This is a genomic window from Actinomadura xylanilytica (assembly GCF_030283145.1).
GTDB lineage: Bacteria > Actinomycetota > Actinomycetes > Streptosporangiales > Streptosporangiaceae > Spirillospora > Spirillospora xylanilytica.
In genome coordinates this window covers 419,368-430,990 of record NZ_JASNWE010000001.1, presented here as the reverse complement: position 1 = coordinate 430,990, position 11,623 = coordinate 419,368, and the positions used below count along the sequence as shown (strand labels likewise).

The 11,623-nt window shown below is 72.1% G+C and carries 9 protein-coding genes; 7 read left to right on the top strand and 2 right to left on the bottom strand.

Features of this window, described 5'->3' with window-relative positions; genetic code table 11:
* Window positions 1–46: 46 nt before the first annotated feature.
* Both QP090_RS02035 and QP090_RS02030 read left to right on the top strand, forming a co-directional pair.
* Window positions 47–787, top strand: coding sequence for an ABC transporter ATP-binding protein (locus QP090_RS02035; RefSeq protein ID WP_285938543.1), 741 nt, complete (start codon window positions 47–49; stop codon window positions 785–787).
* The gene (locus tag QP090_RS02030; RefSeq protein ID WP_285936705.1) at window positions 777–1,583 is read left to right on the top strand and encodes an ABC transporter ATP-binding protein; all 807 of its coding nucleotides are present in this window, start codon (window positions 777–779) and stop codon (window positions 1,581–1,583) included. Before QP090_RS02035 ends, QP090_RS02030 begins: the two co-directional genes overlap by 11 nt.
* A gap of 73 nt (window positions 1,584–1,656) precedes the next feature.
* Here the strand turns inward: QP090_RS02030 and QP090_RS02025 are convergent, their stop codons facing one another.
* Window positions 1,657–2,199 carry a DUF4352 domain-containing protein gene (locus QP090_RS02025; protein ID WP_285936704.1) on the bottom strand — a complete coding sequence of 181 codons (543 nt, stop codon included), beginning with the start codon at window positions 2,197–2,199 and terminating at the stop codon, window positions 1,657–1,659.
* Window positions 2,200–2,446: 247 nt separating this feature from the next.
* Complete coding sequence (locus QP090_RS02020) at window positions 2,447–2,866, bottom strand: PaaI family thioesterase (RefSeq protein ID WP_285936703.1); 420 nt, start codon at window positions 2,864–2,866, stop codon at window positions 2,447–2,449.
* A 44-nt stretch (window positions 2,867–2,910) separates the two neighbouring features.
* Here QP090_RS02020 and polA point away from each other — a divergent pair, with 44 nt between their 5' ends.
* From polA to QP090_RS01995, 5 genes are all read left to right on the top strand, one after another.
* Window positions 2,911–5,607, top strand: a complete 2,697-nt coding sequence (gene polA, locus QP090_RS02015; RefSeq protein ID WP_285936702.1) for a DNA polymerase I — start codon at window positions 2,911–2,913, stop codon at window positions 5,605–5,607.
* 411 nt (window positions 5,608–6,018) lie between these two features.
* Window positions 6,019–7,173 carry a polysaccharide deacetylase family protein gene (locus QP090_RS02010; RefSeq protein ID WP_285936701.1) on the top strand — a complete coding sequence of 385 codons (1,155 nt, stop codon included), beginning with the start codon at window positions 6,019–6,021 and terminating at the stop codon, window positions 7,171–7,173.
* Window positions 7,174–7,411: 238 nt separating this feature from the next.
* Window positions 7,412–8,914, top strand: coding sequence for a 30S ribosomal protein S1 (gene rpsA, locus QP090_RS02005; protein ID WP_285936700.1), 1,503 nt, complete (start codon window positions 7,412–7,414; stop codon window positions 8,912–8,914).
* A 168-nt stretch (window positions 8,915–9,082) separates the two neighbouring features.
* Window positions 9,083–11,044, top strand: coding sequence for an endonuclease/exonuclease/phosphatase family protein (locus tag QP090_RS02000; RefSeq protein ID WP_285936699.1), 1,962 nt, complete (start codon window positions 9,083–9,085; stop codon window positions 11,042–11,044).
* A gap of 55 nt (window positions 11,045–11,099) precedes the next feature.
* Window positions 11,100–11,621 carry a GNAT family N-acetyltransferase gene (locus QP090_RS01995; protein ID WP_285936698.1) on the top strand — a complete coding sequence of 174 codons (522 nt, stop codon included), beginning with the start codon at window positions 11,100–11,102 and terminating at the stop codon, window positions 11,619–11,621.
* The last annotated feature ends 2 nt before the right edge of the window (window positions 11,622–11,623 follow it).

Here is an 11,623-nt window from a genome sequence, read left to right as displayed (position 1 = left end):
CGAGGCGAAGAGTCCGCCGCCGGTGCTGGAGCTGCGCGATGTGGTGATGCGCTTCGGCGGCGTGGTGGCGCTCAACAAGGTCGACGTCCGGATCGGGCGGGGCGAGATCTTCGCGCTGATCGGGCCGAACGGCGCCGGCAAGACCACGGTGTTCAACGTGACCACGGGCGTCTACCGTCCGACCACGGGCGAAGTGGTGTTCGACGGCAGGCGGATCGATGGCATGAAGCGCTATGCCGTCACGAAGCTGGGGGTGGCGCGCACGTTCCAGAACGTGCGGCTGTTCCACAACATGACCGCGCTGGAGAACGTGATGGTGGGCGCCGACGCGCACCATCGGACCGGGTTCGTGGGGGCGTCGCTGGGGATGCCGTGGCATCGCCGGGAGGAGCGCCAGGGCCGCGAGCGGGCGCGGGAGCTGCTGGAGCTGGTCGGCATCCCGCATCGGGGCGGCGAGGCGGCGAAGAACCTGCCGTACGGCGACCAGCGGCGGCTGGAGATCGCGCGTGCGCTGGCGACGGAGCCGAAGCTGCTGCTGCTGGACGAGCCCGCGGCGGGGATGAACCCGGCCGAGAAGGTGGCGTTGCAGGGGCTGATCCGCACGATCCGCGACACGGGCGTCACCGTGCTGCTGATCGAGCACGACATGAGCCTGGTGATGGGGATCAGCGACCGGGTCGCGGTGCTCGACTTCGGGCAGAAGATCGCGGACGGGCTGCCGGCCGAGGTGCAGAACGACCCGCGTGTGATCGAGGCGTACCTGGGGGCTCCGGCCGATGCTTCTTGAGATCCGGGACATTCACGTCCACTACGGAAAGATCGCGGCGCTCAAGGGCATCACCGCGGCCGTCGACGAGGGTGAGATCGTCACGCTGATCGGCGCCAACGGCGCGGGGAAGACCACGACGCTGAAGACGGTGTCGGGGCTGCGTCCGCTGTCGGCGGGCTCGGTCGTGTTCGACGGCGAGGACATCAGCCGGATGCCGGGGCACCGGCGGGTGGTCGCGGGCATCGGGCAGGCGCCGGAGGGCCGGGGCATCTTCCCCGGCATGACGGTGGAGGAGAACCTCCTCATGGGCGCCTACGCCCGCAAGGACAGTCCGGCCAAGGAGCTGGCGGAGGCGTACGAGCTGTTCCCGCGGCTGGCCGAGCGCAAGGGCCAGGCGGGCGGGACGATGTCGGGCGGCGAGCAGCAGATGCTCGCGATCGGGCGGGCGCTGGTGGCCAAGCCGAAGGTGCTGCTGCTGGACGAGCCGTCGATGGGGCTCGCGCCGATGCTGGTGCAGCAGATCTTCACCATCATCCAGGAGATCAACCGGCGCGGGGTGACGGTGCTGCTGGTGGAGCAGAACGCCCAGCAGGCGTTGCAGATCGCGCATCGGGCGTACGTGCTCGAGACGGGCCGGGTCGTGAAGTCCGCCCCGGCGTCGGAGCTGCTGGACGACCCGGAGGTGCGCGCGGCGTATCTGGGTGGGGGATCGGACGTCCGGGAGGACACGCCGTCGCCTGAGGGCGCTCCGCCGTCTGAGGAGGGCGCTCCGGACCTTCAGAAGAAGGACGGTCCGCCGGAGGCCGCCGGGTAGGCGGGCCTCCGGGGCCTTGGCTGCGCCGGTCCCGAAGCCGCCCTCACTGCGGTCTTCGGGGCCGGCGCGACGTTCAGGGGAGCGTAATCTCGGCGGCCGGCGGGTCGGAGACGGCGCCGACGGTGGGGGAGCCGTAGAGCCGCACGCCGCGGGTCTTGACGCCGCGGGGGACGTCGAACCAGAGGTCGAACTCGGCCCGCATCGCGGCGCCGACCGACAGCCGTTCGGGTTGCCGCTTGACCATGGTGGCGTTCACGTCGGGGGTGACGGTCTTGCCGTCGCCGGTCAGCAGCCGCTGCTTCCAGGTGTCGAAGACCTGGATGTCGCGCCCCTCGTTGACGGCCAGGACGCGCACGCGCGTGAAGGCGCCCTTGGACTCCATCGCGGTGTGGGTGCCCATGACCTCGGTCATGCCCTCGCGGAAGCCGATGACGGTGAAGCGCATGTCGGCACTGCGGCCGGTCTTGCCCCGTAGGGCGGTCTCGCTCTCGCGGACCTTCTCGGACGGCAGGACGTAGCCGGAGGAGCCGGGGCCCGAGTCGGAGTGGGACTCGGAGCAGCCCGGCAGCGCGGTCAGCAGGAGCGCGGCGCCGGTGACGGCGGCACGTAGACGCATGGGCCGAACGTACGTGGGCGTCGCGCGCGGGGTGAACGGGGTGATCGGTTTCGCAATCCAACCGCAACCGTCGACGGCGCGTGACCGGTGCCATGCGCGGTGCCGGGCCCGGGGCGGAGCATTGGCCCGGGACCACCTTTGGGGCCGTGCGGACCCTCTCGGGTCCGTACGTTGTCTACTCGGTGGTCCCGGGCCGCTGGCGCCCACGCTACCCACCCCGTGCCGTCGCCCGCAAAGAGAAAGTGGATCAGGCGGGGGGCTGGTCGCGGAGCATGCAGGTCAGGCGGGCGGTGCAGACCCGCCGGTCGGCCTCGTCGGTGATCACGATGTCGTAGCTGGCGAGGGTGCGGCCGCCGTGCGCGCGGGTGGCGACGCCGGTGACCCAGCCCTCGGTGGCCGACCGGTGGTGGGTGGCGTTGATCTCGATGCCGACCGCGATGCGGCCGGGGCCGGCGTGCAGCGCGGAGCCGACCGAGCCGAGCGATTCGGCCAGGACGCACGAGGCGCCGCCGTGGAGGAGCCCGTACGGCTGGGTGTTGCCCTTGACCGGCATGCGGCCGACCACCCGTTCCGGCGCCGCCTCCAGGTATTCGATCCCCATCGCCTTCGCGAGATCACCGTGGACGTCGCCGAAGCGGCCGGCGTGATCCGGCTGCTCCTGTGTCATTGAGCCTCCCTCGAACTGTCGTACGCGCAGACTAGAGTCCTCGTGTGGTGACCAAAGCAGCGACCCCTGACCAGCAAGACCGGCTTCTCCTGCTCGACGGGCATTCCCTGGCCTACCGGGCGTTCTTCGCGCTGCCGGTGGAGAACTTCTCGACGAGCGACGGGCAGCCCACCAACGCGGTGTACGGCTTCACCTCGATGCTCATCAACGTGCTGCGCGACGAGCGCCCGACGCACATCGCGGTGGCGTTCGACCGGTCCGAGCCGACGTTCCGGCACGAGCAGTACGTGGAGTACAAGGCGGGCCGGGCCAAGACCCCCGACGAGTTCCGCAGCCAGGTCAGCCTGATCTTCGAGGTGCTGGACGCGCTGCGCATCCCGCGGCTGTCGGTCGCCGGGTTCGAGGCCGACGACATCATCGCCACGCTGTCGGTCCAGGCCACCGCCGCCGGTCTCGACACGCTGATCGTCACCGGTGACCGCGACGCGTTCCAGCTGGTCGACGAGCACGTCACCATCCTCTATCCGATCCGCGGGGTGTCCGAGCTGGCCCGGATGGACCCGGCCGCGGTCGAGGCCAAGTACGGCGTGCCGCCCGCGCGGTACCGCGAGCTGGCCGCGCTGGTGGGCGAGTCCAGCGACAACCTGCCGGGGGTGCCCGGCGTGGGGCCGAAGACGGCGGCGAAGTGGCTGGCCAAGTACGACGGTCTCGACCGGCTCGTCGAGCGGGTCGACGAGATCAAGGGCAAGGCGGGCGAGAACCTGCGCGAGCACCTCGGCGCGGTGCTGCGCAACCAGCAGCTCAACAAGCTCGACTGCGAGGTCGGCCTCGAGCTGGCGCCGCCGCAGCTCGTCATGGGGCAGTGGGAGCGGGAGGAGGTCCACACCCTGTTCGACTCGCTCCAGTTCAAGGTGCTGCGCGAGCGGCTGTACGCCTCGCTGCCGACCGCCGAGCCCGAGGCCGACGAGGGTTTCGACGTCGAGTTCGACACCCTGGAGCCGGGCGCGCTGGGCGGCTGGCTGGAGGCCAACGGCACCGCCGCGTCCAGGATCGGCGTCGCGGTGACCGGCGCCTGGGGGCGCGGCACCGGCGAGATCACCGCGCTGGCGCTGGCGTCCCGGCAGGGCCCGGCGGTCACGCTCGACCCGTCCGCGCTGAACGAGGCCGACGAGCGGGCCCTGGCGGCGTGGCTGGCCGATCCCGGGCGGCCCAAGGCGCTGCACGAGGCCAAGGGGCCGATGCTGGCGCTGGCGGCCCGCGGGCTCGAGCTCGACGGCCTCACCAGCGACACCGCGCTGGCCGCCTATCTGGCGCTGCCCGGCCAGCGCACCTTCGACCTGGCCGACCTGGTACTGCGCTACCTGCACCGCGAGCTGCGCAACGAGACCGAGGACACTGGCCAGCTCACCCTCGACGGCTCCGGCGAGGAGGAGGCCGCGCAGGACCTGGCGGTCCGGGCCCGCGCCGTCGCCGAGCTCGCCGACGTGCTCGACGCCGACCTGGAGCAGCGCGGCGCGACCGCGCTGCTGCACGAGGTCGAGCTGCCGCTGGTGCGCGTGCTGGCCGGGATGGAGCGGGCCGGCATCGCCGTCGACGCCGACCACCTCGCGGGGCTGTCGGCCTCGCTCGGCGGCCAGGTCAAGGAGATGGAGCAGGCCGCGCACGACGCCGTCGGGCACGAGTTCAACCTCGGCTCGCCCAAGCAGGTGCAGGGGGTGCTGTTCGACGAGCTCGGGCTGCCCAAGACCAAGCGCACCAAGACCGGCTACACCACCGACTCCGAGGCGCTGACCAACCTGCTGGCCAAGGACGGGCACCCGGTGCTCGAGCACATCCTGCGCTGGCGCGAGGTGGCCAAGCTCAAGAGCATCGTCGACTCGCTGATCCCGATGGCCGACGACGCCGGGCGCATCCACACCACCTTCAACCAGATGGTCGCCGCGACCGGCCGGTTGTCGTCGACCGACCCGAACCTCCAGAACATCCCGATCCGCACCGCCGAGGGTCGGCAGATCCGCGAGGCGTTCGTCGTCGGCGACGGCTTCGAGTCGCTGCTCACCGCCGACTACAGCCAGATCGAGCTGCGCATCATGGCGCACCTGTCCGAGGACGAGGCGCTGCTGGAGGCGTTCGGGTCCGGCGCCGACTTCCACACCATCACCGCGTCCCGGGTGTTCGGCCTGCCGCCCGAGCAGATCGACTCGGAGCTGCGGGCCCGGATCAAGGCGATGAACTACGGGCTGGCGTACGGGCTGTCGGCGTACGGGCTGTCCCAGCAGCTGCGGATCTCGCCGGACGAGGCGCGCGGCCTCATGGAGGAGTACTTCCAGCAGTTCGGCGGCGTCCGCGACTACCTCCAGGACGTGGTCGTCAGGGCCCGGCAGGACGGCTACACCGAGACCATCCTCGGCCGCCGCCGCTACCTGCCCGACCTCAACTCCGACAACCGGCAGCGCCGCGAGATGGCCGAGCGGATGGCGCTCAACGCTCCCATCCAGGGGTCGGCCGCCGACATCGTCAAGGTCGCGGGCCTGAACGTCGACCGGGCGCTGCGGGAGGCCGGCCTGAAGTCGCGGATGCTGCTCCAGGTCCACGACGAGCTGGTCTTCGAGGTCGCGGCGGGCGAGCTGGAGGAGCTCCAGGCGCTCGTCCGCGACCAGATGGCGGGCGCCTACGCGCTCCGCGCGCCGCTGGGCGTCTCCATGGGCACCGGCCGCACCTGGCAGGACGCCGCCCACTAGCGCGACGGCCCGGTCGGCGAGCCTCGTGCGCGCATCCGGCTCCGTCCGGCCCAGGCGGCCGGGACGGAGCCGGTCGAGCCGGGGAGCCGGTCGGGCCGGGGAGACGGGCAGGACGGGGGAGCCGGGCAGGACCGGCGGGCCGGGAGGCGGGCAGGGCGGCGCCGATAGGGCCGCGGAGGCTCTGCGACGCGCGGAACGACAGCGGGGGAGCGTTCGCTCCCCGAAGCCGCGCACACGCCCTCTCAGGGCGCGAGAGCCGTGAATCGGCGGCCCGCGCCCTTTTGGCGCTCCCGGGGACCGGGCCGGGCGGTTCCGGAGATCAGGCATCCATCACGGTCTCGGACATGTGCCCTCAAGTCGGTGCGTCGTACGCTGTCCCTGCCGTTTCGCTTGAAGATCGACGGGAGGATCGTGCCACTCCTGCACAAGATCGCCGGGATCGTCGTGGTGTGCGCCGTGATCATCGGCCTGACCCTGCCCGGCACCCGCCGCGGGCGGGACGCGGGCGCGTCGGCGGCGCGTTCCGGGGCCACCTCGCCCAGCACGCCGGCCCCGAGCGCGACGAGAGCGCCCGCGCCCGCGATGTCCACGGCGTCCGCGCCGCCCTCCTCCAGCGCCCCGCCGCAGCCCTCGCCCTCCGCCTCGGCGGAGGCGTCCGCGCCGATCCCGCCCGCCGCGCCCGGGGCGGTGGCGGTCAAGGCCGACGAGCTCGGCGAGGTCCCGGTCCTCATGTACCACCGGATCATGAAGAAGCCCGAGCTGTCGCTGGACCGCTCGACCAAGGAGCTGCGCGACGAGCTGACCCGGCTGGCCGAGGAGGGCTACGTGCCCGTCACCGCGGCCGAGTTCGTCGCCGGGCGGTTCGACGCGGTCCCGGCCGGGCGGCACCCGGTGGTCCTGACGTTCGACGACAGCACCCCGGGGCAGTTCGGGCTGGACGCGCAGGGCGGGCCCGCGCCGGACACCGCCGTGGCGATCATCCAGGACGTGGCCCGGCGGTACCCGGGGTTCCGGCCGGTGGCGACGTTCTACCTGAACGAGGACCTGTTCCTGCTCGGCGACCGGGCCGCCGCCGGGCTGGCGTGGCTCACGCGGCACGGGTACGAGATCGGTAACCACACGGTCACCCATCCGGACCTGTCGACGATGTCCAGGAAGCGGGTCCAGGACGAGATCGGCGGGATCGAGGACAAGATCGTCTCGCTGACCGGGGCGCACGCCACCACGTTCGCCTATCCGTTCGGCGCCATCCCGCACAAGCGGGCGTGGGCGCAGCGCCAGGACGGCCGGTACGACTTCCAGGGCGTCCTCCTGGCCGGCTGGAAGCCGTCGGAGTCGCCGTTCGACAAGGACTTCGACCGGTTCGCGATCACCCGGGTGCGGTCCGAGGGGAAGATCAAGGAGAACGACTGCCGGACGTTCTGCTCGACCGCCTGGCTGGACGAGCTCGACGCGCATCCGGAGCGGCGCTACACCTCCGACGGCGACCCGCGCGCCGTGACCTTCCCCAAGAGCCGGGAACGGCGGCTGGGCAAGGGCTACCGGGCTCAGGCGCGGTCCTACTGACCGGTCCCGGCGTGGCCCGGATTGACCAGGGGCTCCTGGTCCCATATCCTGATCGCTGCGTTGTGGGTCTGCGTGTGCTTCGGACGGAGCAGGCTCGCGCTCGGTCAGGTCGTCGACATGGTTCGGTTCATTATGACGCGGCGGTTTCGTGTCCCCTTCCGGTCCTCGACAGGGCGGACCCGGCCCTCCGCGCATTGACCAGACACCTTCTATGTCCGTATCCGGAGCCAGCCGACACATGACGAGTAGCACCGAGGCCACCTCGACCACCCCGCAGGTAGCGGTCAACGACATCGGTTCAGAGGAAGCATTCCTCGCCGCGATCGACGAGACCATCAAGTACTTCAACGACGGCGACATCGTCGAAGGCACCGTTGTCAAGGTCGATCGAGACGAGGTCCTCCTCGACATCGGCTACAAGACGGAAGGTGTCATCCCCTCCCGTGAGCTCTCCATCAAGCACGATGTCGACCCCAACGAGGTCGTCACCGTCGGAGACCACGTCGAGGCCCTTGTCCTCCAGAAGGAGGACAAGGAGGGCCGGCTGATCCTGTCCAAGAAGCGCGCGCAGTACGAGCGCGCCTGGGGCACGATCGAGAAGATCAAGGACGAGGACGGGATCGTCACCGGCACCGTCATCGAGGTCGTCAAGGGCGGCCTCATCCTCGACATCGGCCTGCGCGGCTTCCTGCCCGCGTCGCTGGTCGAGATGCGACGGGTCCGGGATCTCCAGCCGTACGTCGGCCGCGAACTCGAAGCCAAGATCATCGAGCTCGACAAGAACCGCAACAACGTGGTGCTCTCCCGCCGCGCGTGGCTGGAGCAGACCCAGAGCGAGGTCCGCCAGACCTTCCTCAACACGCTCCAGAAGGGCCAGGTCCGCAAGGGCGTCGTGTCCTCGATCGTCAACTTCGGTGCGTTCGTGGACCTCGGCGGCGTCGACGGCCTGGTGCACGTCTCCGAGCTGTCCTGGAAGCACATCGACCACCCGTCCGAGGTGGTCGAGGTCGGCCAGGAGGTCACGGTTGAGGTCCTGGACGTCGACATGGAGCGCGAGCGCGTCTCCCTGTCGCTCAAGGCGACCCAGGAAGACCCGTGGCAGCAGTTCGCCCGCACCCACCAGATCGGCCAGGTCGTGCCCGGCCGCGTCACCAAGCTGGTGCCGTTCGGCGCGTTCGTCCGGGTCGAGGAGGGCATCGAGGGCCTGGTGCACATCTCCGAGCTGGCCGAGCGCCACGTGGAGATCCCCGAGCAGGTCGTCCAGGTCGGCGACGAGATCTTCGTGAAGATCATCGACATCGACCTCGACCGGCGCCGGATCAGCCTGTCGCTCAAGCAGGCCAACGAGTCCGCCGCGGGCGTCGAGGAAGAGGACTTCGACCCGACGCTGTACGGCATGCCGGCCGAGTACGACGACCAGGGGAACTACAAGTACCCCGAGGGCTTCGACTCCGACACCGGCGAGTGGCTCGAGGGCTTCGACGAGCAGCGGGAGACCTGGGAGCGGCAGTACGCCGAGGCGCGTACCCGCTTCGACGCGCACCGCAAGCAGATCGAAGAGGCCCGCAAGGCCGAGGCGGAGGCCGAGTCGGCTCCCGCCGCCAGCACCGGTGGCGGTGGCGGCGGTGGCGGCGGCGAGACCTCCTACTCCGGCGGCGGGGAGAGCGAGACCACCGGTGGCGCCCTGGCCACCGACGAGGCCCTCGCCGCGCTGCGGGAGAAGCTCTCCGGCGGTCAGTGATCTCCCACTGACCACACGCGCGCGCCGTCCGCGCGGGGACTCGGCGAAGTTCCCCGCGCGCGGCGGCCGGTGACTCTATGATCACGGCCGGAGGCCGATCCCCTGGATCGTCCTCCGGCCGTGATCTGTTTTTCGTCCTCAGCTCGTCCCCCTGGAGCATTCGTTCAATTGGCCAGCACAGACGCCACGACAGACGCGGGCACCAGGACCGGCGGCTCCGCGCCGGCCGGTGCCTCCATCGTCCCGCAGGGTCCCGCGCGGCTCGCGCTGATCGCGATCACGGTGGCGGTGCTCGCGCAGACCCTGCGCTTCTCCCTCTCCCAGCTCGACCACCTGGCCGGTGACGCCGGGATCGGCGCCGCCGGCGCGGCCGTGCTGGTCATCTACCTCGCCGGGTTCGCCGCCCCGCTGATCCGCCGCACGGCCGGGCCGCGCGGCCTGCTGCTGATCGGGGTCGGCGGGCTGTTCCTGGTGCGGCTGCTCGCCCAGGCGCTCACCCCGCAGACCTGGCTGGCGCTCGTCGGCACCGCCATCGGGATGATCGCGGTGGCGGGTCTGTACGAGGGCGCCCGCGGCCTGTCGGGGGTGGGCTTCGCCACCGCGACCGTCGCGGGCCTCGCCGCCGACGGCGCGGTGCGGATGGCCTTCGCCACCTGGGACCCGGTCTGGCGGTCCGGGATCGGGCCGTGGGCGGTGTGCCTGGCCTTCGTCGGCCTCGGCGCCGCCGCCCTCTACCGCGAGCTGGTCTCCGGGCCGGTGACCGCGCCGGGCGTCTCCTGGCGGGACGCGTTCGGCGCCGCCGCGTTCGGGCCGTTCCTGGCCCTTCAGGTGCTGGTGCTGTCGAGCCCGGCGTTCGTGGCCTCGTCCGGCTGGCAGTCGCTGACGGCCGCGCACATCATCGTGGTCGTCGGGCAGGGGCTGGCGCTGGCGTTCCTGGCGTCCGGGCTCGCCGTGCGGGCCGTCCCCGGCGGAGTGTGCGTGCTCGGCGGCACCGTGCTCGGCGTGGGCGCCGGTGCGATCGCCGGGACCTATGCGGTCTCCGGCGTCGAGGTCGTCCCGGTGGTGATCGTCGGCCAGGTGCTGTCGGCCTGGCTGCTGGCGGTGGCCTGCCGGGCGCCGCTGCGCCGCGCCGGAGCCGGCGGCCCGGTCTGGCGGGTCGACGTCGCCGCCGCGACCGGCGGGCTGCTGGTCGCGCTGATCCTGATTCCGTACCAGGTCAGCGCGATCGAGCCGCTGCCGCTGCCCAACAACGTGCTGCCCGGCCTGGCCGGGATCCTGCTCGGCGCGCTGGCGGCCATCGCCGCCGCCCGCGGCGGGCCGCTGCCCGCCCGAGCGCCGCTGCGGGCGCTCACCGCCGGCGCCGCCGCGCTGGTGCTGCTGCTCGGCACTCTGGTCTTCACCGTCGCGGCGCCGAGCGGGTCGGCCAAGGCGGGTCCGGCCCCCGGCCACGTGCGGCTGCTCAGCTACAACATCCACGACGCGGTGAACCAGAAGGGCCGGCTCGACCCCGAGGACATCGCCCGGACGATCGAGGGGCAGCGCGCCCAGGTCGTCCTGCTCCAGGAGGCCGGGCGCGGGTCGCTGCTGTCGGGGACGACCGACGTGGCGGTGTGGCTGTCGCGGCGGCTCGGCATGAAGCTGCTGTGGGGCCCGGCCGCCGACGGCCAGTTCGGCAACGCGATCCTCACCTCGCTGCCGGTCCGCCGGTCCGGGACGGGCCGGATGCCCAAGGGCGACTGGTCGCAGATCCGCGGCTACGTGTGGGCCCGGCTCGCCGTCGGCTCCACCACGATGGACGTCTGGTCGACCAACCTGGAGGGCGGCTCCGACCACGGCGACGAGCGGAGCCGCGAGGTCGCCGCGCTGCTGCGCGCCTGGGGCGGCGCCCCCCGCACGATCATCGGCGGCGACTTCAACGCCTCCTCGGACAGCCCGGAGATCGGCCGGATGCTCGACTCGGAGATGCGCAGTGCCGCGCTCGGCGGCGACGCGTCCCCGACGAGGGCCGATGGCACCCGCAACGACTGGATCTTCGGGACCGACGACCTGCTGTTCGCCGACTACGAGGTGCCGCGGTCGCAGGCGTCCGACCACTATCCGGTCGCGGTGACGGTCCGGATCGGGCAGTGACGCGCCGGCCGGGCGGTCCCCGGCCGGCGCCACCGCGATGAGCGAGAGGGCGCGAGTGACGACATCCGAGCCGGGAACGGCGGGAGCGGAGCCGGCGGTCGCGGTCGGGCGGGCGGCCCCGGAGGACGCGGGCGAGATCCTCACCGTGCAGCGCGCGGCGTACCTGGCCGAGGCGCAGCTCTACGGGGACCCGTTCATCCCGCCGCTGGTCGAGTCGCACGAGCAGCTCCGCACGGTGCTGACGGGCGACGCGGTCACGCTGAAGGCGGTGCGCGGGAGCCGGCTGGTCGGCGCGATCCGCGCCCAGTTCAGCGAGCGCACCTGCCTGGTCGGGCGGCTGGTCGTCGTGCCCGACATGCAGGGGCGGGGGATCGGCGGGCGGCTGCTGCGCGCGCTCGAGGACGAGGTGGCCGGACGCGCCGACGCGTGCGTGCTGTTCACCGGGCACCTCAGCGAGGGCAACCTGCGGCTGTACCGGCGGCTCGGGTACGCCGAGACGCACCGTGAGCGGGTCGCCGCGCACCTGACGCTGGTGCACATGCGCAAGGCCCTGGTTCCCGCGAGGCCGCCGGTCTGAGT

Coding starts and splice junctions, on each gene's coding strand:
- QP090_RS02035 (WP_285938543.1), top strand. CDS start 47: ATGCGCTTCGGCGGCGTGGTGGCGCTCAACAAGGTCGACGTCCGGATC.
- QP090_RS02030 (WP_285936705.1), top strand. CDS start 777: ATGCTTCTTGAGATCCGGGACATTCACGTCCACTACGGAAAGATCGCG.
- QP090_RS02025 (WP_285936704.1), bottom strand. CDS start 2,199: ATGCGTCTACGTGCCGCCGTCACCGGCGCCGCGCTCCTGCTGACCGCG.
- QP090_RS02020 (WP_285936703.1), bottom strand. CDS start 2,866: ATGACACAGGAGCAGCCGGATCACGCCGGCCGCTTCGGCGACGTCCAC.
- rpsA (WP_285936700.1), top strand. CDS start 7,412: ATGACGAGTAGCACCGAGGCCACCTCGACCACCCCGCAGGTAGCGGTC.